Here is a 25,627-nt window from a genome sequence, read left to right as displayed (position 1 = left end):
GGGGTGGTGTTGCGCGGGGAGGGGGAGGTGGTGGCGGTGGTGAGTTTTGGGTATGACGCGGAGGGAAGGGTGAACCGCGTCTTTATCATGCGCAATCCGGATAAGTTGGTGGGGTTGGGGAGTGGGGTGTTGGTGTGAGGCTCACATTGCGCAGCCCTGGGGCTGCGGGCCAACAAACCAAGGCCACTGATCCTATTGTAGGAGCAGCCGGTGGACGCTTGATTGCTCGCGATGCTCGTTAACGATGACCGTGGATTGACTGGATAAACGCAGCTTTTTAAGCCCGTCACCAAGAGTGTCTCAAGACCCTTCATACCTAAGAGAACCCGTTCGCATCTCGTGAGCCTATCGAGATGTTTACGTCAGCGTTCCGGCCTCGTATCACGTATGAGCATGTATCTGTCGATAGATATATTGATGTTTACTCGTTTTCAGAGTAAAAACACATTTTAAGTGTTTTTGAGGGCGAGTGATGGAGCGATTGAAAGAGTTGCGTAAGGCCTTAGGCCTAACTCAGGCGGTATTAGCGGATCATCTAAATGTCTCGCAGCAGACAGTTGCTCGATGGGAGCGAGGGGATGCTGAGCCAAATTTCGCTATGTTGAGGGACATCGCAACGCTAATGGGGACGAGCGTGGACGACTTGCTGGAGTATTCAGTCGGGCGGGCCAAGATACCCTCACAGCATTGGAACCCTCAGGACGAAAATATTGACGGATTTTGGGGGCATATCGGGCTTCTTCTTCCCGGGAAGGCAAAAAGCCAGTGGTATCCGATTACCGAAAGCGAGTGTGGAAGGGTTAGTCGTTTACTGTCGGAGCGGCATTCCTCTTCAGGTTGGCTACTGCTTAGCACGCTTAACAATAAAATTTTGATAGTAAATCCTGATCTGATGCAGAGGATTCGGTTTTTGGATGATGCTGCTGATCAGCCTGATGATGGTGACTGGGTGCTTTCCCTCGATAGCTATCAGGGTTGGGGGGCAGAAATTTACCGTGGAATAGGTGAGTATTTTTGGGACGAGGAGGAGTTCGAGTCCAAAAACTCTCTGGCTATGAAAAAGATTATTGGTGATCTTGTTGAGGAGCATGAGCTCGATGAGAAAGCTGCTTATGAACTTCTTGAGCATACAAAAGTTTATCTGAACAACGGATCTCTAATTAGCTTCAAAGCAGATCGGTCCGATGCCTATCAGCTTGCTATTGAGGCTGATTGTGCAACCCCGTCCACAATACGCTTAGAAAATGCTTACAGCGGGGAGTTGAATTATTTTGCTCCCATGCATGTTGCTTTAGTGGAGGCGCCGCTAACGGAATACCTCGAAGCTGCGCGAGAAATGATGGAGGAGTTAGAGAGTTAAAGAGATAGGCATTGAAAATGGCTCGAAAAGCCACGAGCCCGGTATCATGCAGCCCATCCTAGGCCGTATCTTCGTGATCGGTTTTTCATTTTCCATTGCGCAATTCATCTGCATCGACAGTAGGAATCAGTCCATGACGGGCCAAGAGGCCGCCAGCACTCTCACCGACGGCCAGAACGTGGGAGGTTTGTGCTCGCACCGGCGCAAGCCACTCACAACACAACGGACAACCCCATGAGCCGCTACCGGCCGCCGTTGACCCTAACCCCAACCATGCTCGCCTTGGTCGCCGAGATCAGCGAGCTGGTCGGGCGACTGTCGGCGCGGCATGAGTCGACCCTGACGCCACAACTGCGACGGGGTAATCGTATTCGCACCATCCAGGCTTCGCTGGCCATCGAGAACAACACGCTGACTATCGAGCAGGTCACGGCTGTGCTGGATGGCCGACGGGTGCTAGGCCTGCCCCGTGAGATCCAGGAGGTGCGCAATGCCTTTACCGCCTATGAGGCCATGTCCGGCTGGCAGCCAGACTCACGGGCACACTTGCTGGAGGCTCATGGCCTACTGATGCACGGGCTTATCGACGATGCCGGGCGGTTGCGTCGTGCCGGAGTAGGCATCTACCGAGAGGAGAGGCTGGTGCATATGGCCCCGCCGCCGAGTCGTGTGCCCACGCTGGTGGACGACTTGCTCCGTTGGTTGTCCAGCACTGACCTGCACCCACTGCTTGCCAGCTGTGTATTTCACTACGAATTCGAATTTATCCATCCGTTCGCCGACGGTAACGGGCGGATGGGGCGCTTGTGGCAAACGTTGATATTGAGTCGATGGCGTCCCGTTTTGGCCTGGCTGCCGGTGGAGACGGTGATTCGCGAGCAACAGGATGCTTATTACGCTGCCCTGAGTGCCGCGGACCAACAAACCGAGGCCACGCCTTTTGTCGAATTCATGTTGCAAGCGTTGCAGCAGGCGCTGCTTGATAGCAGCCAAAGCGACCAAGTAACCGATCAAGTAAGCGACCAAGTAGCTCGACTGCTTCAGGTGCTGAATGGCGGTGTTGCCCTCAAAGCGGGGGAGCTGATGCAGCAGTTGCAATTGGCACATCGCCCCACCTTCCGTAACAACTACCTGAACCCGGCATTAGCCGCTGGACTGGTTGAAATGACGGATCCAGATTCGCCACGCAGTCCGGTACAGAAGTATCGACTGACTGCAGAAGGGGGGATGTGGATGGCCAATAACTAGATGACCCAATTTTGTGAGGTCGGGTGAAGCAGTGGTCTGCTTGAGGAGGCAATGAGCTGTCAGAGGGGTAGGGCGAAAATCCGGTACGACTCAACTCTTCTTGGAGGTAGCGGCTTTTCTAGGCATGATAGGGCATGTGGCCATCATGCGTTGTCGAGCATTGCTAGCCGTTCGACTAGGCGAAAAAGATATGGAAGAGACGATAAGAGTAATATGTGGTGGACGTGAAATTGACCGCATTACACACTCTTTCAGAAAGGATAGAGATCGGTCTGTTGTCATCTACAGAGAACAGCTTTGGCCGGTAGAAGGTGGCTGTATCTATATTGAAAAAGAAAGCGGCACGGCAGATATTGATAGGCGACTCGATGCTGCCGAATGGAGAGTGCTTGTCACGCGTCTATTGCCAGTCTCACTTCCGATTCTAAGAGAAGAGTGCTTCTCACTTCTTTGTACGCAGTTTGGAGATAACCTCCCAGACAGTATTGTGCGTGCAATATCTTCATTGACATCCATGGAGCTCGAACAGGAAGCCCGCGAGCTATTAGTGTGTTTCCTATGCGAGAAACACGACTCGGAAAGATTAAGTAGCCTGTTGCAGACTCAACTACCTACTAATGAGGTATCAAATGCGATCGCCCTCTGCGCTAACACAGTTGATGGTTTGGAGTCGGAAATAGAAATCAGGTTAACTATTGAAGACGAAAGCCTGGAGGATTGGGACTGGGCTGCCTCAGATGAGACGCAAACTCCAGAAATAGACGATATGGCACTGAGGATCGCTGCAAGCCGAATTCAGGGAGCTATCGGATCTTATGCTTCTGAGGAAAAGGGTGCAGTAATTCCTGATCTTACCCAACCTTTTAACGACGCTCTGTGGACTGAAAATCCAATCTTTCCTCCACTTGCAAGTGTAAGAACGCCTGAAGAGAGTGCTCTTGTGGAGCGCACTGCCAAGCTCAGCACAGTAGCTCAAGATGTCCTGAGATACTTTGCAGACAATCCGGGAGATAGAGCTGCTCACGCGGAGTTGGTGCTGGGGTACCACGTGGTGGATATCAATAAGCTTCTATCGGGCTCTCTGAACCACTATCTGAAAAAATCCGGATCTGGTGGATGGGAGTGCCATCCGTGGGTTTCAGATATTTTGCTCATCTTGGATAAGGCTTCGTGAGTGGGTTATTCACCAATTTTGGTGAATCAAGCTCCCTCAAACATTTAAGTAGTGCTGGTAATGCTACCTCGGGAGTTTTGAGCTCGCATTCCCATACGGTGAAAACCCGCCATCCGGCTCTATCCAGCTCCTGCAGTACCTTGCGATCTCTATCCACGTTGGATTCCAGTTTTTCTATCCAGAAATCAACACGTGTTTTGGGCAATACGGCGTACCTGCAGCCGGCATGGCGATGCCAAAAACATCCGTGCACAAAAATACAGACTTTCAGTCGAGGCAGTATGATGTCTGGTTTTCCCGGCAGGTCTCTTCGATGAAGCCGGAAGCGGTAGCCATGTGCATGCAGAAAGCGTCTGACAACCAGCTCCGGTCTGGTGTCTTTCCCCTTGATGCCTGCCATCATGCGGGATCTTGTGGCTTGGTCAACGATATCCATTTCGTATTTTCTCAAAACAGCGTGGTTTCATGAGTCGTAGCTATCCCATTCAAGTTGTGGATCTTTTTGCCGGCCCTGGTGGTCTTGGGGAGGGATTTTCCTCTCATTCGGACATTAATGGTGAAACCTTTGAGATAAAGGTCTCCGCCGAAATGGAGGTTTCTGCGCATTCCACCCTTCGGCTCCGGGCCTTCTATCGACTGCTGAAGAATAAACAGCCCGAAGCCCTCGAGGACTACTACAACTTTTGTGAAACTGCTGATGTGCCTGAGCCCCATACGCCCAGGAGTCTGGAAGCATGGAGGCATGCGGACAATGAAGCACAGCTGTTGGAGCTGGGTACCGAAGAGGGGAACACCAGGCTCGACAAAATTCTGGCAAGCCGTCTCGATGAGACAAGGCCATGGGTTCTTATTGGCGGGCCTCCATGCCAAGCCTACTCAATCGTAGGCCGAGCAAGAAACCGCGGGAAGTTGGATTATCGTGCAGAAAATGATCATCGACATTTTCTTTATCGCGAGTATCTGAGAATTATTCAGAAAAAGAGGCCTGCAGTTTTCGTGATGGAAAACGTGAAGGGCATTCTTTCCTCACAGGTCGCTGGCGAGCAGATGTTTCCCCAGATTTTGCGGGATCTTGCTGACCCGGATGCGGCGTTTGGGGAAAGTGGCAATGGCCCGAAGTACAGAATCTGTTCTCTTGTTGCCGATGATATTTACGAAAGCGGAGCAGATTCTGACAGCATCAAACCAAGCAACTACATTATTTGTGCAGAGGAGTACGGTGTCCCCCAAGCTAGGCATCGAGTGATACTTCTCGGTGTTTCCGAGGAGTATCTGGATGCACTGGGCGATCATAAGCTATCCCCTGTCTCTGGACCGACAATAGATCAGATAATCGGTAGTCTGCCGCCATTGCGCAGTAGCCTTACTCGGCTGAAAGACTCTCCTGATGCCTGGGCGGAGATTGTGCGTCAGCACCTGAAGGAACTGAATCATGAATGCCTTCAGCTGGTAAGTGAGACACCTGAAAGGCTTGTGCTGGCAACCAGACTCGGCATTCTTGCCAGCAGTTATGACAGCCGCGACATGAGCCCCGGGGGGCTGCGGGTACTGAAAAAGAACGCCTGGAGTGGAGTAACGGGAACTCCTCTTGATGGCTGGCTGCAGGACCCGAGACTGAAGTATTGGCTCAACCACGAGGCTAGGGGGCATATGAGCTCCGATCTGCGCAGGTATGTTTACGCTGCCGCTTTTGCCGAGATTTACAAGGATTCGCCCAAGGGGCACCAAGATTTCAACCTTCCCGGGCTGGCGCCTGATCACAAGAACTGGACGACGGGCAAGTTCAGTGACCGTTTTCGTGTCCAGAGAGCAGGTATTCCCTCTACCACAATAACCAGCCACATCGCGAAGGACGGTCACTACTTTATTCATTACGATCCGAAGCAATGCCGAAGTCTGACTGTTCGCGAGGCTGCACGACTGCAGACTTTCCCCGATAACTACTTCTTTCTCGGAAATAGAACACAACAGTTCCATCAAGTTGGTAATGCGGTTCCGCCGCTTTTAGCTCGACAAATTGCAGATGTTGTTGCCCGGATCGTTAGGCGTGGAAAAAACGCGAAGTAGGGTCAAATCCACCATTGCAGGTATGACAGGGAGCGTTATTTTGTCACCCACATTCAAGAGCCGAAATGCTCCGCCCAAGGCCAGTGCAATGGTCGAGGCATTGCGAGGGCTGGGCTACAATACGCAGACGGCACTGGCTGACATCATTGATAACAGCATTGCTGCAGGGGCTTCAGAGGTCAGAGTTGAATTCGTCTGGGCCCAGACAGATAGTCGAATTACCTGCCTTGATAACGGTGCCGGAATGTCCGCAGCCGAGCTTGATCTTGCCATGAGGCTGGGAGAGCGCAACCCGCTGGAAGAGCGATCAACATCCGACCTTGGTCGTTTCGGGCTGGGCCTCAAGACTGCATCATTTTCACAATGTCGCAGACTTACCGTGGCAACTATTGGTGTGGATGGGATGCAGTCTCTGCGTTGGGATCTCGACTATCTGGCGAACAGTTCCGATGGTGGCTGGCACTTGCTGGAGGGGTCCCACCCCGGTTCTGAAGGGTTTGCCGAGCCACTTTCCGAAGCTGGCTGCGGGACCTTGGTCCTTTGGGAGGAACTGGACCGGATTATTACTCCGGGAAGCACCGTTCAGGACTTTCTGAACCTGGCCGACAAGGTCGAGCAGCATCTTGGAATGGTGTTTCACAGGTATCTGGAAGGGAGTCGACCACGCCTCAGAATTCTGCTCAATGGCCAACCAGTAAAACCATGGGATCCCTTCATGACGGACCATCCGGGAAAACCCTACAATCCTCCCATATTCAGGCACCCGACCCTAAAGGGGATCGAGGCTGAGTGTCATGTTCTACCACACAAGGACATGCTCTCTGGCGAGGATTTTGAAGTATTGGGCGGTCCTGAAGGCTGGACGGCTCAGCAAGGGTTTTATGTTTATCGAAACGAACGCCTTCTGGTTGCAGGCAGTTGGCTAGGCCTGGGAGCCGGCAGATCCTGGACAAAGGATGAAGCTCACAGATTGGCAAGAATTCGTCTGGACATACCCAATTCTGCCGATGCCGACTGGAAGATCGATATCCGTAAATCTACTGCCAGACCTCCGGTTTACCTACGCGACTGGCTGACCCGTCTTGCCGAAGCGACCCGTGGACGGGCACGCCGAGCCTTCGCTCACAGAGGCAGGCCCACGTTGCTTGGTAATAAACAGGTTGCCGAGGCCTGGAAGATCGAGCGCCTCGCGAGTGGAATACGGTACCGGATAGACAGCGATCATCCCGCGATAAGAGACGTCCTAGATGATGCGGGGGGGCTGCTTCCGCAGATCAGAGCGATGCTGCGGATCATCGAGGAGACAGTCCCTGTTCAGAGGATATGGATCGATACGGCGGAAAACAGGGATACGCCCTGCACAGGCTTTGAGAAGACCCCGTCCAGTGAGGTCAATGAGGTTTTGATGGTCATGTACCGTAGCATGATCGAGAAAAAGGGATATTCGCCTTCTTCTGCCAGAGAGCAACTTCGGACAACGGAGCCTTTCCATGCTTTCCCTTCATTGGTAGATGCCCTGCCCGACAATTTTTAAGGAGCTGCGACGGATGTCTGAAGACAACAAATGGAGCATGGTCAAGTTTGTCCAAGAGATGATTGCGGACGAGCAGGGCAAGTCGGCAATTACACCTGCACTTATTTCGCAAAAGATCGACATGGTGCTAAGGATCATGCCGAACAAGGCTGAAGGGTTGGATCGTGAGGCCGTCACTGACGAACTTATCAGGCGGTTCAGTATCTGGGTCGGAAAGGAGTCCTCTCTTGTCGACATGGCCGGGCATGTGCCCTGGTTGACCAGCGAGGTCAAGAAGGAGTGGCGTTACTGGCGCCGCTATAGAGAGTGGCAGGAAAAGAAGTTGCCATGGAGTGCTGTGGAGGCACTCGATGAAACCACCGACAATGTTCTTTCCATGCTGGAGGACCCTAGGCGTGAAGGTCCCTGGGATCGTCGTGGCATGGTGGTCGGCCACGTGCAGTCGGGCAAGACCGGAAACTATACGGGGCTTATCTGTAAGGCGGCAGACGCTGGATACAAAATCATCATTGTGCTGGCAGGGCTTCACAACAACCTGCGCTCCCAGACTCAGATGCGACTGGATGAGGGGTTTCTCGGCTATGAAACCAGTCCCATAGAGGGAGAGGGAAACGTGGCCATCGGAGTTGGAAAAATTGATCCCTCTCCTGCATTGCGTCCCCAGTACGTTACCAACAGGACAGAGACTGGAGACTTCAACACCAAGTTCGTGAAGAATCTAGGTGTCTCGCCCGAGCAGAAACCGTGGCTGTTCGTCGTCAAGAAGAACAAGACAGTTCTGCAGCGTTTGCTGAAATGGATTCACAAGCATGTCGCAGAAACGACGGACCCGGAAACCGGCCGCCCACTGGTAACCCATCTCCCTCTGCTGATCGTTGATGACGAGGCAGATCATGCCTCTGTGGATACCGGTGAGAAGGTAATGGACGAAAACGGCCAGCCGGATCTCGAACATGAGCCCACGGCAATCAACAGGCTGATTCGCCAGATACTGCATTCCTTCTCGAGAAAGGCCTATGTCGGTTATACGGCCACACCGTTTGCAAACATCTATATCCACGAGCAGGGAGAGACGGCAAAGGAAGGGCCCGATCTGTTCCCGGCAGCATTCATAACCAATTTGTCCGCGCCGTCCAGTTACATCGGTCCGTCCAGGGTGTTCGGACTGGCGGGAGAGAATGGGCGCATCGGCACTCTTGATCTGGTTCGTCCAGTCACAGACCACTGTTCCTCTGACGGAAAGGGCGGCTGGATGCCTGCCGGCCATAAAAGCAATTACGTGCCTTCTGATGTCATGCCTCCTTCGCTGGTCGAGGCAATACAGGCATTCGTACTGGCATGTACCATTCGCCAGTTGCGGGGGCAGGGCGCCGAACACAGCTCGATGCTAGTACACGTCACGCGATTCAACCTGGTTCAGCAGCATGTACACGGGCAGGTTCGCAATTACGTTATGCAGCTGAAGCAGCGGCTCAGAAGGCGCATCGACCATGAGGGTGTGTTGGCCGAAATGCGTAGTCTGTGGGACAGAGACATCCTGGCGACAAGCCACGAAATTGAAACGCAGATGGGAAAGGACTATCAGCGCAAAGCCGACAATTGGCTCGAGATAGAGCGAGCGTTACCGGATCTGCTGGAACAGATCGATGTGCGCATGATCAATGGTACTGCAAAGGATGCGCTGGACTATGTCGACAGCGCCACGGGATTGAAGGTCATTGCAATTGGAGGAGACAAGCTGGCCCGAGGTCTTACGCTTGAAGGTTTGTGTGTCAGCTATTTTCTTCGGGCTTCCAAAATGTACGACACGCTGATGCAAATGGGGCGTTGGTTTGGCTACCGCCCGGGTTATCTGGACTTGTGTCGTCTCTACACCACGACGGATCTGGTTGAATGGTTCGAGCACATTGCCGACGCAGCGGAAGAGCTGAGAGCAGAATTTGACTTCATGATGGAAAGCGGGCTGACCCCACGTCAGTACGGTCTCAAGGTTGTCTCTCACCCTGTATTGATGGTGACTTCACCCCTGAAAATGAGGACCGCCAAAACCCTGCATCTGTCTTTCAGTGGAGATATTGTCGAGACGGTCAGCTTCTTCAGGGACTCCAATCTGCTCAGACAGAATATTGCGGCTTTCAACTCTCTTGTATGCGCCATGGGCAAGGGATCACCGATTCCTCCGCAGAGCCGAAACGGTCGGAGTGATAAATGGAGCGGTGTGAGCTGGAGTGGTGTCGAGGCACAGCCCGTCATTGACTTTCTGAGGGCGTACCAGACACACCCGGATTCCCGAAAAGTGAGAAGTGATCTGCTTGCGAATTTCATCGAGGAGATGAGTCGGTCGGGCGAGCTTACCTCTTGGACTGTCGCAGTAATTGGTGGTGGTATTGCTGATCCAGAGGATGTTGCGGGGTTTCCGGTGAAGCGAATGAAACGGATGAATAAGTCTCAGGGAGATGAAAGCAAATACTCCATTGGCCGCCTGTTATCTCCTCCTGATGAAGCTTTGGACTTTGATGAATTATCGTGGAATGCCGCACTTGAGTGGACTTGTACAGACTGGAAGTCCAGAAGCAAGGAAATGCCCGAGATACCAAGTGGACCTTGCATTAGGCGTGTTCGTGGTCAGGGACGTGGAAAAGTAGCGCCGCATCCCGAAAGAGGGCTTCTGCTTATGTACCTTCTTGACCCAAAGGAATCTAAAGTCTCGGGAGTTGATGTACCTGTAGTTGCATTTGCAATCAGCTTTCCTTCCAGCAATGCGGGAAAATCGGTGCCCTATGTCGTCACTAATCTTATGTGGGAGCAGCAACAATAATGGCGGCAGTGAGTAGTTCCGAGTTGCTTGGTATCTGGCGGGCCCTCCCCGGAAACGCGTCGGTCCCAGGATGGCGGTCGATTGATCTCTTTCAGAAAGCAACAATCAGAGTTAAGGCAGCCAGGCATGCGCCGGGAAATGAAGAGGCGGTTCTGGTCGGTTTTGCAAACTGCAGAACGGCGCCTACCTCGCAGTTGCCTCAGGGGCAGGGATTTCGCATTGAAAGTGTCGGGTTGGGTGAGGCCGCAGGTGATCACCACTGGCTTGCAATCATTCGTCAGCCTGAGGGTAGCCTGGAGCTGTTTGCAGCCGTAGTCTCCGATTTATGCGGACTGCTTGATTCCGGCAATGGCTGTACCGAAGAACTTGTGTATCAGCGACTGCTTGGAAGAGTGCGCGGGTGGCAGGAATTCATGCGAAAAGGACGAGAGGGGCTGGGGCCTGAGGCCGAGCTGGGGCTTGTGGGCGAGCTCTGTTTACTGCGGCATCTGATTGATGAAGGCGTGTTGCTTTTCTCGGCAGTGCAGGGGTGGAAAGGGCCGCTCGACGGGCTTCATGACTTTCAAATTGGCATGGGGGCGATAGAGGTCAAGTCCACAATGGCAACGGACGGCTTCCCGGTGAGAATTGCCTCCTTGGACCAACTTGACGAGTCCCAGTGTCCGCCACTCTTCCTTGCCGCACTTCGCTTCGGATCAGCGGATTCGGGAATGTCACTTCCCGAGTCTGTGACAGATCTGCGCTGCCTGCTGGAGCCTGATCCCGCAGCGGCCAGGCTTTTCGAACAGGCACTTCACCAGGCTGGGTATCTGGATATGCATGCAGAGAACTACAGTCGTCGTTTTTCGTTGAGCGAAATAAGGATGCATCTCGTTGATGCGGAGTTCCCGAGGCTGACGCCTTTCAGCGTCTCGACAGCCATTCGTCGAGCGCAGTACGAGCTCGATTTGGCATTGATACCGGCTGATAACCATCCGCTGGCGGATGTGCTTGAGCAACTTGGAGTCATTTGATGGAACTTGTGGATTTTTTGCGGGACACCCAAGCATCGGTCCGAGAAGAAATTGTGAAGGATGTTGCTCCGGGGGAACTCCCTGTGCCAGCAGAGGCTGTATTTACTGAACATGTGATGACTCATATGGCTGACGAAGGAATAACCTTTGAGCCAACAGTCTGTCATTACGGTGCCAAGGTCGGATCTTACAAGGTCAAAATCAGTGGCTACTCGGTCTCGGATACAACCGACGAACAGGGAAATCCTGACCGACTGGATTTGTTCGTGAGTCTCTACAAGGGACTTGAAGACATTGAAGATATTCCGGACCCTGAAATCGGTAGAGCGGCCAAACAAGGGCTGCATTTTCTCAAGTTCTGCGCCACGGGAAAGCTTTCAAAGGAGCTTGATGAAACGAACGAGGCTTATCCGCTTGTCACGGAAGTTGAGCGTATATTCAAAACTCTGGATAGCATCCGGATTTTCGTAATTACCGATGGTCAGGTTAGGACAAGGAACTATGCCCCCCAAGATATCGAGGGCAAACAGATTCGCCTTGAGGTCATGGATATTCAGCGTTTGTTCAACCATTGGCAGCAGGGGCGGCCGCGGGATGAACTGGTGGTCAACTTTCAGGATCTCTGTGGTACTGCATTGCCGAGTGTATGGGTCCCCGGGGCGGGCAATGATGAATACGACTATGCCCTGACGGCAATTCCTGGCGAGGCTCTGCGCTTTCTCTACGAGAAATACGGGCCGCGCATTCTTGAAGCAAACGTACGTTCCTTCTTGGGGGTTGGTAGCAGAGGAGTAAACAAGGGAATCCGTGACAGTTTGCGGAATAACCCAGATCGATTCATGGCCTATAACAATGGCATTGTTGTTGTAGCCGATGCTGCCAAGCTGGATCGTACATCAGACGGATCGACTGGCATTCTATGGCTTCAGGGAATGCAAATCGTCAATGGGGGACAGACTACAGCCTCCATCTACTTCGCCAAGAAAAAAAGTCCCGACATAGATCTCGGCAGTGTCCGAGTTCCTGCGAAGATTATCGTGCTCCGGAATGGCCAGGGTGATGACGAGGAATTGATCTCGAATATCTCTCGCTATGCCAATAGCCAGAACGTTGTAAAGCAATCAGATCTTTCAGCAAACAAGCCGTTTCACCGAGAGCTGGAAAAGCTATCCATGCGCACATATTGCCCGGATGGTGTAGGACGCTGGTTCTATGAGCGCTCGGCTGGCAGTTACAAAGTGATGCTCGAAAAAGAGGCGACAACGGTTGTTCAAAAGAAAAAACTGCAGGTAGCAATTCCCCCCTACCGCAAGGTCACCAAACCGGATCTGGCAAAGTTTTTGTTCACTTGGGAGCAGAAGCCTCACATTGTAGGGCTGGGCAGTCAGAAAAACTTTCAGGCCTTCATGGATGAGCTGGGAGAGCGGGAAAATGCTGGAGTGGACGTGATTCCGGATCAACGCCAGTTCAAGGATATGATTGCAAAGGCCATTTTGTTCAAATCTGCTCAGAAGGTGATCAGGCCTCTGTTCCCAGCATTCCAAGGCAATATCACTGTGTACACAGTCTCGGTTCTTGCACTTAAACTCGGACATAATTTCAACTTTCACCAAATTTGGCAGGCTCAGGCGATTTCACCTGAACTACAAAGACAGTTGGCTACTTGGGCCCATGAAGTAAATGAAGCGCTTCACCGTGGTGCGGGTGGGAGGATGATTTCCGAATGGGCCAAGAAGCTCGAGTGTTGGTTACAGGTCAAGGAGTTTAGTTTCTCGGAAGCAGCTACTGATATTCCAGAGATATCCTGAATTGTTCTGATCGCTAAAGAAGCCGGCGACGAACCGGCTTCTTTAGTTAGTAAATCACACGCTAAAAGCCCGCGTCTCAATCACCGCCAACACATCCCGCACATCTTGCAGCAACAATCGGGCGGTATTGGTCACGGTGCCAATGTCCTTGTCGCTGGAGTCGCGCAGTCCAGCGCAGGCCATCAAATTCAGATAATCCAGCGTAGTGAGCAACCGCTCGCTGGCGCATGCATGCAGATCCTCTAGCGGGGCGTGGCTGTCGACAAACAGCACTGGTCCATCGCTGGCGATCGGGGTCAGGGGAATAAAGCGTTCAGAGTGATCCTGGGGATTCATGGTGTCGTCCTTTTCAAAAAAATAGAAAAGTTGCCACCTACTGCTGCGAATCAATGGGGTGGCAGCTGTACGCGGGTTCGCAGACCGAGGAAAAGAGTAAACCCGGCAGGCCCGAAGGCCTCCCACGCACAGCCGCCATAAAGCGAAACGCAGGCGAGTGTGCCTGAGTTGTCATTGACGGTGTAGTTCGACTTTTCCGCTGAGGCTGCGAAACCCCATCACCGGCCAGGCCGGCGACGCCAAAAACTATAGGGATGCCGCGCACCAGGAACAACGGCGCCGCTGTAGGACGGATCCTGATTTGCGGTAGGGGCGGGCTGAGTTGCTGAGCTTGCCATGCATCCGATGCTGGCTCGCCTTGGCGCAGGTGCGGTGCGCTCCACCCCGCAGCGCCAGCTCAATCCCCCAACTCCCCAAACCACTCCACCAACCGTCCGGCCGCTTGCTGCTTGACCTCCTGATTGATATGCGCGGCCACCGCCGCGATCGACAGGCTCAGCACACCGAGGTCGTCGGCGTAGCCGGCGCCAGGCAGCAGGTCGGGGATGAGGTCCAGGGGCAGGATGAAGTAGCCCAAGGCCCCGTAGATGGTGCCCTTGGCCCAGGTTGGGGTTTGCGGGCGTTGGGCGGCGTAGTACAGCCACAGGGCCTTGGTGATCAGGATGCGGCCGACATGCAGGGCGTAGCGGCTGATCTTGCGCCAGAGGCAGCGGTGGAAGCTTTGTTCCAGGGCGGGGAGGGTGGCCATGGCGGACTCCTTGTGGGTAACGGGCGCCAGGTCATGGTGGCTGCTGCGTTTGTGCGCTGGCAGCGGAGAGAACTTCCCTGGGAACTGCTGGCAGCCATGGGCGCCGCTTGGGGTGCCCTCAGGCCCGGCGCCAGCCTTCCAGGTAACTGAACAGTCGCATCCCCAATAGCATCGCCAGCACGAACACCCAGGCCTGCCAATGTCCGCTGGGCAGCAGTACCAGCGCCGGGCCGGGGCAGATGCCGGCGATGCCCCAGCCGATGCCGAACACCAGGCTGCCGCCGATCAGGCGGCGGTCGAGGGGGCGTTTGCCTGGCCGTTGCATCGGTGCGCCCAGCAGGGAGTGCGAGCGTTGCCGGGCCCAGCGCATGGGCCACCAGGCGCTGGCGATGGCGCCGAGCATCACCAGGGCCAGGGACGGGTCCCACTGGCCGGCGAGGTCGAGAAAACCCAGGACCTTGGCCGGGTTGGCCATGCCGGCCAGCAGCAGGCCGAGGCCGAACACCAGGCCCGCGGCAAAGGCGCTGAGGCGCTTCATGGCAGTAGCCCCAGCAGGTGACGGGTGACCCACACGGTGGCGAAGCCGGTGGCCATGAAGCACAGGGTGGCGATGATCGAGCGTGGCGCCAGCCGGGAGATCCCGCAGACCCCATGGCCGCTGGTGCAACCGCTGCCATAGCGGGTGCCGAGGCCCACCAGCAGGCCGGCGCCGATCAGGCCGAGGGTGTCGCTGTGGAATTCCACGGGCGGCAGGGCCGCGAACAGCCCCCACAGCAGCGGCGCCAGCAGCAGGCCGAGGATGAACAGGGCCTTTTCCGCCCAGCCTTCGCCGGTCGGTTGCAGCACGCTGGCCAGCAGGCCGCTGATGCCGGCGATACGGCCGTTGGCGGCGATCAGCCAGCCGGCCGAAAGGCCGATCAACACGCCGCCGGCCAGGGCCGACCAGGGGCTGAAGTGCAGCAGGTCGATGGACATGCAAGGGTTCCTCACGTCAGGAAGAGAGCCAGCCCGCCACAGGCCATCACCCGTGGCGGGCCGGGATGCTTCAGTGGGGCAACAGGCCCAGGGCTCCGCCGGCCAGGAGCAGGGCGGCGCAGATGCCGGTGACGGCGAACAGTTGCTGCAGCCGTGGCCCGGCCAGGTGGCTGGCGATCTGGCGGCCGAGCACCAGGCCCAGCACCGCGCCGAGGGCGAAGGGCGCGCCCACCGCCCAGTGCATCACGCCGCTGAGGCTGGCGGTAACCACGCTGCCCAGGGACACCAGGGCGATCACCGCCAGGGAGGTGGCGACGATGCTCTTGCTGTCCAGGTTGGTGTAGCGGCTCAGCGCCGGGATGATCACGAAACCGCCACCGACTCCCAGCAGCCCCGACAGCAGTCCGGAGAGCAGGCCGGTGAAGGTCAGCGCCCGGGCGCAGGGCAGGGTCCAGCGTAGCCGGCCCTGGGCCGGGTTGAGTACGCAGGGCTGGAACGCCGGGCGTGGCGCCGGCCGGCCCTGTTTCAGCTCCAGGCTGGCCTTGCGCAGGATGCGCCCGCAGGCGTACAGCAGCACCAGGGCGAACAGCAGGGCCAATGGCAGGTTCGGCAGGCGATGGGCCAGCCACAGCCCCAGCGGCGCCATGAGGATGCCGATGCCGGCGACGAACCCTGCGGCGCGATAACGCACGATGCCCTGGCGCAAGCCGAGGATGGCCCCGACGCTGGCGGCCAGGCCCACCGCCAGCAGGCCGATGGGGGCGGCCTCGACCATGCTCAGGCCGAGGCCGAACACCAGCAGCGGCACCGCGAGGATGCCGCCGCCGGCCCCGGTCAGGGCCAGGATCGCGCCGATGATCGCCCCCAGGCCCGCACCCAGCAGACTGTGTTCATTCATGCTTGGGAGGTGTCCGTGGCCAGGGTCGGGTGCGCCAGCCATTCGTGGCCCTTGAGCATGCCGCGCCAGTACAGCGGCGGCAGGATCATCTCCTTCAGCCACCAGGCGCGCCGGGTCGGCTGGCGCCCGTCCAGCAGCCAGGCGGGAAAGCTGGGGGCCAGCTTGCCGCCGTAGGTGAACTCGGCGAGGACGATCTTGCCCCGTTCCACGGTCAGCGGGCAGGAGCCGTAGCCGTCGTAATGGGCCAGCCGGGTCAGGCGCTTGAGGGCCACCAGCACGTTGTTGGCCACCACCGGCGCCTGCTTGCGCGCGGCCGCGGCGGTCTTGGCATTGCTGGTGTTGGTGGCGTCGCCCAGGCCGTGGATATTGGCGAAGCGCTTGTGGCGCAGGCTGTGGGGGTCGACATCGACCCAGCCGGCGGCGTCGGCCAAGGGGCTCTGGCGAATGAAGTCCGGGGCGCACTGCGGCGGCACCACGTGCAGCATGTCGAACGGCCGTTCCAGGGTTTCCTGGGTGCCATCGGCCAGGGTGCGGACGAAGGTCGCGCGTTTGGCCGGGCCGTCCACCGCTACCAGGTTGTGGCCGAAGTCCAGGTCGATGGCGTACTTCTTCACGTATTCCATCAGCGCCGGCACGTAGTCGGCGACGCCGAACAGCACGCCGCCGGCGTTCATGAAGCGTGGCTTGATCGCGCCCAGGCGGCCCTGGCGCAGCCAGTGATCGCAGGACAGGTACATGGCCTTTTGCGGCGCGCCGGCGCACTTGATCGGCATCGGCGGTTGGCTGAACAGCGCCTGGCCCTCTTGCAGTTGCTGCACCAGCTCCCAGGTGTAGGGCGCCAGGTCGTAGCGGTAGTTGGAGGTCACGCCGTGCTTGCCCAGGGTCTGGGGTAGGCCGTCGATGGCCGCCCAGTCGAGCTTGAGGCCGGGGCAGACGATCAACTGGTCATAGGCCAGCACGCGCTCGTCGGCCAGCACCAGGGCATTGTGCTCGGGCTCGAAGCGGCTGACCGCCTGGCGCAGCCACTTGACCCCCTTGGGAATCAGCGAGGCCATGTCGCGGCGGGTGGATTCGGCGCTGAACACGCCGGCGCCTACCAGGGTCCAGCCGGGTTGGTAGTAGTGGGTGTCGGCGGGGTCGATGATCGCCACGTCCAGGTGGGGATCGCGGGACAGCAGGCTGGCGGCGACGGCGATACCGGCGGCACCGCCGCCGACGATCAGCACCTGGTGGCTGCCGTCGACGGCACGCGGGGCAGGGTGGATGGGACGCATGGCAAGGTCTCCGTATGGAGTAATCGTTATAGGGTGTTCAGGGGGATCTTCAGGTAGCTCACGCCGTTGTCCTCGGGCTCGGGGAAGTGCCCGCTGCGCATGTTGACCTGCACCGAGGGCAGGATCAGCACCGGCATGTCCAGGGTCGCGTCACGGGCTTCGCGCATCTTCACGAAGCTGTCCTCGTCGACGCCCTGGTGGATGTGGATGTTGTTGGCCCGCTGTTCGGCCACGGTGGTCATGTATTGCAGCTCGCGGCCGTTGGGCAGGTAGTCGTGGCACATGAACAGCCGCGTTTGCGGCGCCAGGGCCAGGATCTTGCCGATGGAGCGGTACAGGGTTCGCGCGTCGGCACCGGGGAAGTCGCAGCGGGCGGTGCCGTAGTCGGGCATGAACAGGGTGTCGCCGACGAAGGCCACCTGCTCTTCGCCCACCTGTACCAGGTAGGTCATGCACGCCGGGGTGTGCCCCGGGGTGTGCATGGCCCGGGCGGTGAGCTGGCCAATGGCGAACTCGCTGCCGTCGGCCAGCAGCACGTCGAACTGGCTGCCGTCGCGGGCGAACACCGGGGCTTCGTTGAACAGCGCGCCGAAGACTTTCTGCACCCGGGTGATCTGGTCGCCGATGGCCACCTGGGCCCCGAGCTGCTCCTTGAGGTAGGCGGCGGCCGAGAGGTGGTCGGCGTGGACGTGGGTTTCCAGGATCCAGTCGACCTGCGCCTCAAGCTCCCGGACCCGGGCCACCAGGCGGTCGGCGGACTCGGTGCGGGTGCGGCCGGACTTGGGGTCGTAGTCCAGCACGCTGTCGATCAGGGCGCAGCGGCGCGTGGCGAGGTCCATCACCAGGTAGCTGATGGTCCAGGTGTGGCTGTCGAAAAAGGCTTCTACACGCAGCGTGTCGCTGATGATCATGGGGCACTCCGGCAATGAAGGGCGAGGGCAGTCTGCGCTGCCGCTCCTGCCTTGGACTGTCAATAAACGTGCCAACCCGGCATAGCGCCGGCCGGCACCCGTTACTGGGTGTGCAAGCTTGCCAAGGCCCTGTTCCGGGGCTTTGGGCGGGGTGACTGTCACCCGGAAGTGGCAGTGAGTTGGCAGTGAGTGGCAGGGAATGGCAGTAGCGGGCGCCTTGCTTTAAGCTTTCGCCATTGCCCTGGAGCCTGTCATGTCCCTGATCGCCACCGACCTTGCCAATTCGCGGATGTCTGCCCTGGTGTCCTACCTGGAGCACGATCCTCAACCGAGCATAGTGCTGGACACCGACTACAACATCATTGCCGCCAACGCGGCCTACCAGCGCCAGTTCGGCGTGGCCGGCAAGCCCCATGTGGGCGCCAAGTGCTACCGGGTGTCCCACCAGTTCGCGGTGCCGTGCGACCAGGCCGGCGAGCACTGCCCGATGCGCAAGGCCCACGATAGCCGGGTGCCGGAACGCATGCTGCATATCCATCACACCCCGCGCGGGCCGGAGCACGTGGATGTGGAGCTGCGGCCGATCATCGATGCCAGCGGGGCGGTGGTGGCCTATGTCGAGCGCCTGAGTTCGGTGGCCGTTGCCTCGGTGCAGCCGCAGCAACATGGCCTGGTGGGGCGCTCGCCGGCGTTCAATGAAGCCCTTGGCGCCCTGCAACGGGCAGCGCCGGCGCCGATCCCGGTGCTGCTGCAAGGCGAATCGGGTACCGGCAAGGAGTTGTTCGCCCGCGCCCTGCATGACGGCAGCCCAAGGGCCGGCGGACCGCTGGTGGTGGTGGACTGCACCGGCCTGACCGAGAGCCTGCTGGAAAGCGAGCTGTTCGGTTACGAGAAGGGCGCCTTCACCGGGGCCCTGCAACGCAAGATCGGCCTGGCCGAAGCGGCCCATGGCGGCACGCTGTTCCTCGATGAAATCGGCGAGGTGCCGCTGGCGATGCAGGTCAAGCTGTTGCGGTTGATCGAGTCCGGTAGTTTTCGTCCGGTGGGCAGCCTGCGCACCGTGCATTCGGACTTTCGCCTGGTGGCCGCGACCCACAAGCCGCTCAAGGAAATGGTCGCGGCCGGCACCTTCCGCCAGGACCTGTACTACCGCATCAGCGCCTTCCCGATCCGCTTGCCGGCCCTGCGCGAGCGCAGCGACGACCTGCCGCTGCTGATCGACAGCCTGCTGCGCCGGCTCGACCCGGGGGCGATGTTGCGGCTCGATCCGGCGGCCCTGGAGCAACTGCGGCTGTACGCCTTCCCGGGCAATATCCGCGAGTTGCGCAATATCCTGGAGCGGGCGCGGCTGTTCAGCGACGACGGGGTGATCCGCCTGCAGGACCTGCCGCCGGAGCTGCGCAGTTCCCAGCCTGCGGCCCCGGTGGCCCGGCGTCGCGGCGGCAAGGACCTGGAGCAACTGGCCCACGCCCTGGAAGTGTTCGATGGCTCGCGCGCCGAACTGGCCAAGGCCCTGGGGTTGAGCGAACGCACCCTGTACCGCCGGCTCAAGGCCCTGGGCCTGTAGCCGCTAGATATCGTCTCGTGTAGCCGCGCCGCCAGAGGGCGGTTGGCCGGGCGCTGGCTGAAAGGCCCGGCGGGCCTTGGCGCAGCTTCGCAGGCGCAGCAGCGCCTACAGGGTGGGGGTGGGCAGGTCGCAGGCCATGACCCACATGCCGATCTGTTCCAGGTCGGTGCTGAAGGGTACTTCGCCGACCTGGCGCAGGCCGGCGCTTTCATAGAAGCGCCGGGCGCCGACGTTGCTCTTGAGCACGTCCAGCCACAGGCAGCGCGCGCCGCCCTGGCTGGCCCGTTGCAACACGTGGTCCAGCAGCAGCCGGCCATGGCCCTGGCCGGCCTGGGACTTGAGCAGGTAGATCTTCTGCAACTCGGCCCCGACCTTGCCGCTGCCGGGCATGGGCCGGTTCCAGTTGAGCTTGGCGAACCCGATGGGCATCTGCTGCGCGTTGAGGGCCAGCAGCCACATATGTTGGTGCCGGGCGGCCAGGGATTGCTCCAGCAACTGGGGCGCGAAGTCCTGGTCGAGAAAACGCTGCATGCCCTCGGCGCTCCAGATCGAGGCGAAATGCTCGCGGTAGGTGGCGCGGCCTATGGTCTGCAACGTTTCCAGATCGCGGTGTTCGGCTTCACGGATGGTGATCATGCTGCGTTCCTTGCCAGGTCGGGGTGGCGCAGCTTACTTCGAGCCTGCGTGCCAGGGCCAGAGTGACAGGGTGCAATGCCCGGGCACGATGGCGCCGGCCCGTGGTCGTAATGGCAGTTGCCCTTGTCCCTTGCCCGGCCATTGCCGTGGCCTTCAGGAGATGCCATGAGCCAGGCCGTACTTGCCACCGAAACCAATCGCCGCCAATTGCAGCAGATCATCTCGGGACTGTCCGACGGGGTGATCCTGATCGAAACCGATAAGGCCAGGAGCCTGCTCTGGGCCAATGAGGCGGCCCTGGCCATGCACGGGGTCAGCGAAGTCAGCCAGCTGGGCGCCAATGCCCGGGAATACGCCAAGCGTTATGCCTTGCGCTATCGCAACAACCATCCCCTGGCCCTGGACAGCTACCCCATCAGCCGGGTGGCCGCCGGCGAGACCTTCAGCGATGTGGTGGTGGAGGTCCAGGCCGAGATCGACGGCCAGTCCAGGCATTGGGTGCACCGGGTGCGCAGCATGATCCTCACTGATCGCAGCGGCGTCCCGGAATCGCTGGTGCTGATTCTCAGCGATGCCACCGACTGGGCCAGCGCCGAGCAGCGCTTCGAGAAGACCTTCAGCGCCAACCCGGCGCCGGCGGTGATCTGCCGCCTCAGCGACCTGCGCTACATCAAGGTCAACCAGGGCTTCCTGGAAATGACCGGCTACGCCCGGGACCAGGTGATCGGCCGTTCGGTGTACGAGCTGGATGTGCTGGAGGACGCCGAGCACAAGGACCTGGCCATCGAGCGCCTGGGGCAGGGCGCGACCATTCCGCAGATGCAGGCCGAGCTGCGCCTGCCCGAAGGCGGCAGCAAGCTGGTGATCGTCGCCGGCCAGCCCCTGGATATCAACGACGAAGACTGCATGCTGTTTTCCTTCATGGACCTGGAGCCGCGGCGCAAGGCCGAGATCGCCCTGCGCCAGAGCGAGGAGCGCTTCGCCCGCTCGTTCCGCCTGACCCCGGTACCGACCCTGGTGTGCAGCGCCGAGCAGCAGATCGTCGACGTCAACGAAGCCTTCCTCAACACCTGCGGCTACAGCAGCGAGGAGCTGCTGGGCAAGACCATCGACAGCATCGGTTTCATCGCCGAGCAGGCGGCGGCCCGGCAGTTGTTCGGCCAGCTGGAGAAGAGCGGCCACGTCATGGGCCAGGACCTCAAGGTGCGCAAGAAGGGCGCCGAGCTGATCGACTGCGTGGCCTACGCCGACACCGTGGTGATCCAGGACCAGCCCAGCTACCTGCTGGTGCTGATGGATATCAGCGATCGCAAGCGTTCCGAACTGGAGCTGGTGGGCGCTATCGAGGAGGTGATGCGCGACGCTTCCTGGTTCAGCCAGACCCTGATCGAAAAACTCGCCAATGTCCGCAACAGCCGTGGCCCTGGCGCCCCGGGCCCGTCCTCGGCCGACCTGACCGCCCGCGAACGTGAAGTACTGGGGTTGATCTACCAGGGCCTGGCGGACAAGGAGATCGCCGCCCAGTTGCAACTGGCCCTCAATACCGTGCGCAACCACGTGGCGACCCTGTATTCCAAGCTCGGCGTGCATAGCCGTGGCGAGGCCATCGTCTGGGCCCGCGAGCGTGGGTTGTTCGCTGGCGCCCTGGTGGGCGGGCCGCGTTGAGCTGGTGCACATGCACTAGTGCGGCTAGTGCATATGCGCCTTTTGCCAAGCGTCGCGGCTTCTTAGGCTGTGAGTGTGCGCAGGTCCGTTGTTGGAACCTGGCGCCCGATCAACCACAGCGAAAGGACAATCGACATGGCGAGCGAACAGCTCAAGGGCAAGGTGGACAAGGCGGCCGGCAAGGCCCAGGCGATGGTGGGCGAACTGCTGGACGATGAGCCGATGCAGGCTCGGGGCATGGCCCGGGAAGCGGCAGGCCAGTTGCAGGAGCACTACGGCCAGGTGCTGGACCGGGGCTTGCAGTGGGCCCGGGAGCGTCCGCTGGCCAGCGCGGCGTTGTTGGCGGGTGTCGGCCTGCTGGCCGGCCTGTTGCTGCGGCGTCGCTGAGATGCCCGGGGTGATTACCCAGGCGCAGCTACGGGCCTGTATCGAACAGCGCCTGGCGCCACTGGCTTGCAGCTTCACCACGGCGGGCGACGGCACCCTGACCCTGCGGGTGTTCGAGCCCCACAGCGGCCGGGTCGACCTGGTGGCCAGCGGGCTCAGCCTCAAGGCCCTGCGCAGCGAGGCCGATGTGGCGAAGATGATCGACGAGCTGCTCTATGAGCTGGACAGCAACTCCCTGGGGCGCATCGGCCTGACGCCCTGAGCCTTCTCGATGGCGGCGCCGCTGGCGCTGGACTATAAGCAAAGGGTCGCTGGCCGCGCTCGCGGCCGGCCTTGCGAGTCGGCTCCATGTCCGCAGTCTTTCCCTGCTCCGATCGTGGTGAACCGTGAACGCCCGGGTCCAGGGTGTGCCCGGTCGTTTGGACAATATCGTCCTGGTGGCGGATCTGGCCGGGACCGCGGTGTTCGCCGTGGAAGGCGCGATCAGTGCCATGCGCGCCCAGCTCGAGCTGCTGGGGGTGATGGTGATCGCCTTTATCGTCGCCCTCGGCGGTGGCGTCACCCGTGACCTGTTGATCGGCGCCAGCCCGCCCAAGGCGGTGGCCGACTGGCGCTATCCGGCCCTGGCCCTGGTGATGGGTGGGCTGGCCTTCGTGTTCCATGAAGGGGTGCTGGGGATTTCCGAGCCGTTGCTGATTCTGCTGGATGCGGCGGGGCTGGGGCTGTTTGCCGTGGCCGGCACGCAGAAGGCCTTGAACGTCGGCATCTCGTCGTTCGTGGCGACCCTGATGGGCACCGTGACCGGGGTCGGTGGCGGGGTGATCCGCGACATCGTGCTGGCGCGCATTCCCCTGGTCTTGCAGGTGGATTTGTACGCCAGCTCGGCCTTCGTCGGCGCGGCAACTCTGATCCTCGCCCGACGCCTGGGGCTGGCACCCATGGCTTGCGCCTGGTTGGCCGGCAGCGCGTGTTTCGCCCTGCGCATGCTCTCGGTGCACTACGGCTGGCAATTGCCCCGGGCCTGACTGGCGCAGACCGCTGCGTGTGGCCGCTGCCGCAGGCTGCGCATGGGCGCGCAGCGGCCACAGGGGGCAGCGGCTATTCGGTGATCAGGTTGGGGTGGCAGTCCAGGCTCAGGCGGGCGCCGCCGCGTTCGCTGGTGCCGACGTCGAGCTTGAAGCCGTGCAGGTCGACGATCGCCGCGACGATCGACAGGCCCAGGCCAAAGCCGCCCTGGGCGTTGTTTTCGTCGACCCGGTAGAAGCGCCGGAACACCGCGGCGCGCTCCGCCGGGGGAATCCCGGGGCCGGAGTCGAGTACTTCCAGGCGCGGGCTGCCGCCGTCGTCCAGGCCACGCAGGATCACCTCGCCACCCGGCGGGGTGAACTTGATCGAGTTGCTCAACAGGTTGGCCAGGGCCTCGAACAGCAGCGCCCGGTCGCCGATCATGCGCGGCAGGCTTGGCGGCACCTCCAGCACCAGGCTCAGGCGGCCTTCCTCGGCCAGGGGCAGGTAGAAGTCATGCAGCTCTTGCAGCAGCGGCAAAGGGTCGAGCTCGAGAAAACCCGAACGGCGCCGACGGTCTTCCAGTTCCGAGATCCGCAGCAACCCGCGAAAGCGCGCCATCAGGGTGTCGGCTTCCGCCAGCAACTGGTCCATCTGCAACGCCTGGGGCGAGCCTTCCTCGGCCTGCTGTTGCAGGCGATAGAGCTGGGCCCGCAGGCGGGTCAATGGGGTGCGCAGATCGTGGGCGATGTTGTCGCACACACCCTTGACCTCATGCATCAGCCGCTCGATGCGTTCGAGCATGGCGTTGACGATGGCCGCCAGCATGTCCAGCTCGTCGCGCCGATTGGACAGCGGCAGGCGCCGGGTCAGGTCGCCGGCGACGATGGCGTCGGCACTGGCCTGGATCTGCCGGATGCGCCGCAACGGCCGGCGCCGCAGCAGGTGCCAGCCGGCCGCGCCGGGAATGATGGTCAGGGAAATCCCCCAGAGCAGGGCGTGGAGGATGATGCGGGTCACCGCGAACAGCGAGCCGTTGTCGCGCACCAGCACCAGCCAGCGGCCGTCGCGGGTCAGGGTGGCCACCGCATCGCAACTGTCCCGGGGCAGGCTCGGGTCGTCGGAGTCGATGCAGTTTTTCAGCTCGTGGATCTGGCCATCCAGGGGCAGGTCCTCGGGGATCTCGCGGATCGGCCCGCTGAGCGGCCGGCGCTGGGCGTCGAACAGGCCGTAGGCGTCGATGGCGCGCATGTCGAAGGTCATGCTGGTGGCCAGGGCCTCCACCAATTGCTCGCCCTCGAAGCGGGCGAACAGGTGCTGGCGCTGCATCAGCGAGTGCTTGGCCAGGCTGTCCAGGTAGTTGGAGACCTCGTAGTACAGCACCCCCATGAGGATGCAGCTCCAGGCCACGAACAGCGAACTGTAGAGCGCCAGCAGGCGGCTGCTGGAAGAGCGCCAGCCCTTAGAGGGGTTCAGCGATGACATAACCCGAGCCTCGCACGGTGCGGATCAGCGGGGCCATGCCGGGTGGGTCGATCTTCTTGCGCAGGCGGCCGATGTGCACGTCGATCAGGTTGGTCCCCGGGTCGAAGTGATAACCCCAGACCTCCTCGAAGATCATCATCCGCGAGAGGATCTGCCCGGTGTTGCGCATCAGGAATTCCAGCAGCTTGTATTCGGTGGGCAACAGGCTCAGCAGTTGCTCGGCGCGGGTCGCCTCGCGGCTGATCAGGTTCAGCTCCAGGTCCGCCACCCGCAGGCTGGTGTCGAAATCCTTGACCGTGTTCTTGCGCCGCAGCAGCACCTCGACCCGGGCCGCCATCTCGTCGGAGGCGAAGGGCTTGGTCAGGTAGTCGTCGCCGCCGGCGCGCAGGCCGCGCACGCGCTCGTCGACATCGGACAGGGCGCTGATCATCAGGATCGGCGTCGACACGCCGATGGTGCGCAGGGTGGTGACGATGGCCAGGCCGTCCAGCTCAGGCAGCATGCGGTCCAGGGTGATCAGGTCGTAGTCGCCGCTGACGGCGCGCACCAGGCCTTCGCGGCCGTTGTCCACCCAGTCCACGTCCAGGCCGTGGCTGCTCAGTTCAGCGACGATTTCCCGGGCCGTCACGGCGTCGTCTTCAATGGTCAGAATGCGGGTCATGGGCGGAGCACCTGTTGCAAGGGTTCATGGCACAGGAGGGCATTCTGCCAAGAAACC

Annotated in this window: 24 protein-coding genes and 1 pseudogene; 14 read left to right on the top strand and 11 right to left on the bottom strand. The window is 59.9% G+C overall.

The window, feature by feature from the left end; all coding sequences use genetic code 11:
* The 4 genes and pseudogenes from CAG11_RS34185 to CAG11_RS33330 all read left to right on the top strand — a co-directional run.
* Positions 1–138, top strand: a pseudogene (locus CAG11_RS34185) (RNA polymerase subunit sigma-24); the annotation flags it as partial.
* Positions 139–472: 334 nt separating this feature from the next.
* Positions 473–1,360, top strand: a complete 888-nt coding sequence (locus tag CAG11_RS24670; protein WP_085598398.1) for a helix-turn-helix transcriptional regulator — start codon at positions 473–475, stop codon at positions 1,358–1,360.
* A gap of 234 nt (positions 1,361–1,594) precedes the next feature.
* Positions 1,595–2,608 (top strand): Fic family protein, encoded by a 1,014-nt coding sequence (locus CAG11_RS24660; RefSeq protein WP_085598394.1) that lies wholly within the window; start codon positions 1,595–1,597, stop codon positions 2,606–2,608.
* Between the two features lie 190 nt (positions 2,609–2,798).
* Positions 2,799–3,782 (top strand): hypothetical protein, encoded by a 984-nt coding sequence (locus CAG11_RS33330; RefSeq protein WP_143494747.1) that lies wholly within the window; start codon positions 2,799–2,801, stop codon positions 3,780–3,782.
* Here CAG11_RS33330 and CAG11_RS24655 read toward each other — a convergent pair.
* Positions 3,760–4,218 carry a very short patch repair endonuclease gene (locus CAG11_RS24655; protein WP_085598392.1) on the bottom strand — a complete coding sequence of 153 codons (459 nt, stop codon included), beginning with the start codon at positions 4,216–4,218 and terminating at the stop codon, positions 3,760–3,762. The two genes, CAG11_RS33330 and CAG11_RS24655, sit on opposite strands and share 23 nt — an antisense overlap.
* 29 nt (positions 4,219–4,247) lie before the next feature.
* On the opposite strand from CAG11_RS24655, the gene CAG11_RS24650 reads away from it, so the two are divergent.
* The 5 genes from CAG11_RS24650 to CAG11_RS24630 all read left to right on the top strand — a co-directional run bounded on the left by CAG11_RS24650 (position 4,248) and on the right by CAG11_RS24630 (position 13,022).
* Entirely contained in the window at positions 4,248–5,849 is a 1,602-nt protein-coding gene (locus CAG11_RS24650) for a DNA cytosine methyltransferase (RefSeq protein WP_085598390.1), read from the top strand.
* Between the two features lie 88 nt (positions 5,850–5,937).
* A complete protein-coding gene (locus CAG11_RS24645) occupies positions 5,938–7,383 on the top strand; it encodes an ATP-binding protein (protein WP_085598388.1) in 1,446 nt (481 codons plus the stop codon).
* Between the two features lie 13 nt (positions 7,384–7,396).
* A complete protein-coding gene (locus CAG11_RS24640) occupies positions 7,397–10,201 on the top strand; it encodes a Z1 domain-containing protein (RefSeq protein WP_085598386.1) in 2,805 nt (934 codons plus the stop codon).
* Positions 10,201–11,214 carry a PD-(D/E)XK motif protein gene (locus tag CAG11_RS24635; RefSeq protein WP_085598384.1) on the top strand — a complete coding sequence of 338 codons (1,014 nt, stop codon included), beginning with the start codon at positions 10,201–10,203 and terminating at the stop codon, positions 11,212–11,214. The genes CAG11_RS24640 and CAG11_RS24635 overlap by 1 nt, the downstream gene beginning before the upstream one ends.
* Entirely contained in the window at positions 11,214–13,022 is a 1,809-nt protein-coding gene (locus CAG11_RS24630; RefSeq protein WP_085598382.1) for an AIPR family protein, read from the top strand. The genes CAG11_RS24635 and CAG11_RS24630 overlap by 1 nt, the downstream gene beginning before the upstream one ends.
* 54 nt (positions 13,023–13,076) lie before the next feature.
* Here CAG11_RS24630 and CAG11_RS24625 read toward each other — a convergent pair whose 3' ends face one another.
* From CAG11_RS24625 to CAG11_RS24595, 7 genes are all read right to left on the bottom strand, one after another.
* Complete coding sequence (locus tag CAG11_RS24625; protein WP_085598380.1) at positions 13,077–13,358, bottom strand: fructose-bisphosphate aldolase; 282 nt, start codon at positions 13,356–13,358, stop codon at positions 13,077–13,079.
* A 397-nt stretch (positions 13,359–13,755) separates the two neighbouring features.
* Positions 13,756–14,106: a YkvA family protein gene (locus CAG11_RS24620; RefSeq protein WP_085598378.1), complete on the bottom strand. Its 351-nt coding sequence runs from the start codon at positions 14,104–14,106 to the stop codon at positions 13,756–13,758.
* A 118-nt stretch (positions 14,107–14,224) separates the two neighbouring features.
* On the bottom strand, positions 14,225–14,644 hold the full coding sequence (locus CAG11_RS24615) for a DUF6691 family protein (protein WP_085598376.1): 420 nt from the start codon (positions 14,642–14,644) through the stop codon (positions 14,225–14,227).
* A complete protein-coding gene (locus tag CAG11_RS24610) occupies positions 14,641–15,081 on the bottom strand; it encodes a YeeE/YedE family protein (RefSeq protein WP_085598375.1) in 441 nt (146 codons plus the stop codon). Before CAG11_RS24610 ends, CAG11_RS24615 begins: the two co-directional genes overlap by 4 nt.
* A gap of 70 nt (positions 15,082–15,151) precedes the next feature.
* Positions 15,152–15,979, bottom strand: a complete 828-nt coding sequence (locus tag CAG11_RS24605; protein WP_053128943.1) for a sulfite exporter TauE/SafE family protein — start codon at positions 15,977–15,979, stop codon at positions 15,152–15,154.
* A complete protein-coding gene (locus CAG11_RS24600; RefSeq protein WP_085598373.1) occupies positions 15,976–17,253 on the bottom strand; it encodes an FAD/NAD(P)-binding oxidoreductase in 1,278 nt (425 codons plus the stop codon). The genes CAG11_RS24605 and CAG11_RS24600 overlap by 4 nt, the downstream gene beginning before the upstream one ends.
* Before the next feature lie 26 nt (positions 17,254–17,279).
* Positions 17,280–18,164, bottom strand: coding sequence for an MBL fold metallo-hydrolase (locus CAG11_RS24595; protein WP_085598371.1), 885 nt, complete (start codon positions 18,162–18,164; stop codon positions 17,280–17,282).
* Between the two features lie 253 nt (positions 18,165–18,417).
* On the opposite strand from CAG11_RS24595, the gene CAG11_RS24590 reads away from it, so the two are divergent.
* Positions 18,418–19,731, top strand: a complete 1,314-nt coding sequence (locus tag CAG11_RS24590) for a sigma-54-dependent Fis family transcriptional regulator (RefSeq protein ID WP_085598369.1) — start codon at positions 18,418–18,420, stop codon at positions 19,729–19,731.
* 105 nt (positions 19,732–19,836) lie between these two features.
* On the opposite strand, the gene CAG11_RS24585 is transcribed toward CAG11_RS24590, so the two are convergent.
* A complete protein-coding gene (locus CAG11_RS24585; protein ID WP_085598367.1) occupies positions 19,837–20,367 on the bottom strand; it encodes a GNAT family N-acetyltransferase in 531 nt (176 codons plus the stop codon).
* 165 nt (positions 20,368–20,532) lie between these two features.
* Between CAG11_RS24585 and CAG11_RS24580 the strand changes: the two genes are divergently transcribed.
* From CAG11_RS24580 to CAG11_RS24565, 4 genes are all read left to right on the top strand, one after another.
* The gene (locus tag CAG11_RS24580) at positions 20,533–22,032 is read left to right on the top strand and encodes a helix-turn-helix transcriptional regulator (protein ID WP_085598365.1); all 1,500 of its coding nucleotides are present in this window, start codon (positions 20,533–20,535) and stop codon (positions 22,030–22,032) included.
* Positions 22,033–22,167: 135 nt separating this feature from the next.
* Positions 22,168–22,419 (top strand): CsbD family protein, encoded by a 252-nt coding sequence (locus CAG11_RS24575; RefSeq protein ID WP_085598363.1) that lies wholly within the window; start codon positions 22,168–22,170, stop codon positions 22,417–22,419.
* A 1-nt stretch (position 22,420) separates the two neighbouring features.
* Positions 22,421–22,681: a DUF1652 domain-containing protein gene (locus CAG11_RS24570; protein ID WP_085598361.1), complete on the top strand. Its 261-nt coding sequence runs from the start codon at positions 22,421–22,423 to the stop codon at positions 22,679–22,681.
* Between the two features lie 157 nt (positions 22,682–22,838).
* Positions 22,839–23,444 (top strand): trimeric intracellular cation channel family protein, encoded by a 606-nt coding sequence (locus CAG11_RS24565; RefSeq protein WP_256578684.1) that lies wholly within the window; start codon positions 22,839–22,841, stop codon positions 23,442–23,444.
* Between the two features lie 73 nt (positions 23,445–23,517).
* On the opposite strand, the gene CAG11_RS24560 is transcribed toward CAG11_RS24565, so the two are convergent.
* Positions 23,518–24,909: a HAMP domain-containing sensor histidine kinase gene (locus tag CAG11_RS24560; RefSeq protein ID WP_085598357.1), complete on the bottom strand. Its 1,392-nt coding sequence runs from the start codon at positions 24,907–24,909 to the stop codon at positions 23,518–23,520.
* Positions 24,887–25,570: a response regulator transcription factor gene (locus CAG11_RS24555; RefSeq protein ID WP_053128966.1), complete on the bottom strand. Its 684-nt coding sequence runs from the start codon at positions 25,568–25,570 to the stop codon at positions 24,887–24,889. The genes CAG11_RS24560 and CAG11_RS24555 overlap by 23 nt, the downstream gene beginning before the upstream one ends.
* Positions 25,571–25,627 lie beyond the last annotated feature (57 nt).

The organism is Pseudomonas sp. B6(2017) (assembly GCF_002112765.1).
Classification (GTDB): domain Bacteria; phylum Pseudomonadota; class Gammaproteobacteria; order Pseudomonadales; family Pseudomonadaceae; genus Aquipseudomonas; species Aquipseudomonas piscis.
The sequence above is the reverse complement of the archived record's forward strand: the minus strand, read 5'-3'. Positions and strand labels throughout refer to the sequence as shown.

What these genes read in the sequence shown, in the direction of transcription:
- CAG11_RS24610 (WP_085598375.1), bottom strand. Translation starts at nt 15,081, where the DNA reads ATGTCCATCGACCTGCTGCACTTCAGCCCCTGGTCGGCCCTGGCCGGC.
- CAG11_RS24660 (WP_085598394.1), top strand. Translation starts at nt 1,595, where the DNA reads ATGAGCCGCTACCGGCCGCCGTTGACCCTAACCCCAACCATGCTCGCC.
- CAG11_RS24620 (WP_085598378.1), bottom strand. Translation starts at nt 14,106, where the DNA reads ATGGCCACCCTCCCCGCCCTGGAACAAAGCTTCCACCGCTGCCTCTGG.
- CAG11_RS24580 (WP_085598365.1), top strand. Translation starts at nt 20,533, where the DNA reads ATGAGCCAGGCCGTACTTGCCACCGAAACCAATCGCCGCCAATTGCAG.
- CAG11_RS24635 (WP_085598384.1), top strand. Translation starts at nt 10,201, where the DNA reads ATGGCGGCAGTGAGTAGTTCCGAGTTGCTTGGTATCTGGCGGGCCCTC.
- CAG11_RS24630 (WP_085598382.1), top strand. Translation starts at nt 11,214, where the DNA reads ATGGAACTTGTGGATTTTTTGCGGGACACCCAAGCATCGGTCCGAGAA.
- CAG11_RS24575 (WP_085598363.1), top strand. Translation starts at nt 22,168, where the DNA reads ATGGCGAGCGAACAGCTCAAGGGCAAGGTGGACAAGGCGGCCGGCAAG.
- CAG11_RS24650 (WP_085598390.1), top strand. Translation starts at nt 4,248, where the DNA reads ATGAGTCGTAGCTATCCCATTCAAGTTGTGGATCTTTTTGCCGGCCCT.
- CAG11_RS24600 (WP_085598373.1), bottom strand. Translation starts at nt 17,253, where the DNA reads ATGCGTCCCATCCACCCTGCCCCGCGTGCCGTCGACGGCAGCCACCAG.
- CAG11_RS24670 (WP_085598398.1), top strand. Translation starts at nt 473, where the DNA reads ATGGAGCGATTGAAAGAGTTGCGTAAGGCCTTAGGCCTAACTCAGGCG.
- CAG11_RS24595 (WP_085598371.1), bottom strand. Translation starts at nt 18,164, where the DNA reads ATGATCATCAGCGACACGCTGCGTGTAGAAGCCTTTTTCGACAGCCAC.
- CAG11_RS24655 (WP_085598392.1), bottom strand. Translation starts at nt 4,218, where the DNA reads ATGGATATCGTTGACCAAGCCACAAGATCCCGCATGATGGCAGGCATC.
- CAG11_RS24560 (WP_085598357.1), bottom strand. Translation starts at nt 24,909, where the DNA reads ATGTCATCGCTGAACCCCTCTAAGGGCTGGCGCTCTTCCAGCAGCCGC.
- CAG11_RS24615 (WP_085598376.1), bottom strand. Translation starts at nt 14,644, where the DNA reads ATGAAGCGCCTCAGCGCCTTTGCCGCGGGCCTGGTGTTCGGCCTCGGC.
- CAG11_RS24585 (WP_085598367.1), bottom strand. Translation starts at nt 20,367, where the DNA reads ATGATCACCATCCGTGAAGCCGAACACCGCGATCTGGAAACGTTGCAG.
- CAG11_RS24645 (WP_085598388.1), top strand. Translation starts at nt 5,938, where the DNA reads ATGGTCGAGGCATTGCGAGGGCTGGGCTACAATACGCAGACGGCACTG.
- CAG11_RS33330 (WP_143494747.1), top strand. Translation starts at nt 2,799, where the DNA reads ATGGAAGAGACGATAAGAGTAATATGTGGTGGACGTGAAATTGACCGC.
- CAG11_RS24590 (WP_085598369.1), top strand. Translation starts at nt 18,418, where the DNA reads ATGTCCCTGATCGCCACCGACCTTGCCAATTCGCGGATGTCTGCCCTG.
- CAG11_RS24625 (WP_085598380.1), bottom strand. Translation starts at nt 13,358, where the DNA reads ATGAATCCCCAGGATCACTCTGAACGCTTTATTCCCCTGACCCCGATC.
- CAG11_RS24605 (WP_053128943.1), bottom strand. Translation starts at nt 15,979, where the DNA reads ATGAATGAACACAGTCTGCTGGGTGCGGGCCTGGGGGCGATCATCGGC.
- CAG11_RS24555 (WP_053128966.1), bottom strand. Translation starts at nt 25,570, where the DNA reads ATGACCCGCATTCTGACCATTGAAGACGACGCCGTGACGGCCCGGGAA.
- CAG11_RS24640 (WP_085598386.1), top strand. Translation starts at nt 7,397, where the DNA reads ATGTCTGAAGACAACAAATGGAGCATGGTCAAGTTTGTCCAAGAGATG.
- CAG11_RS24570 (WP_085598361.1), top strand. Translation starts at nt 22,421, where the DNA reads ATGCCCGGGGTGATTACCCAGGCGCAGCTACGGGCCTGTATCGAACAG.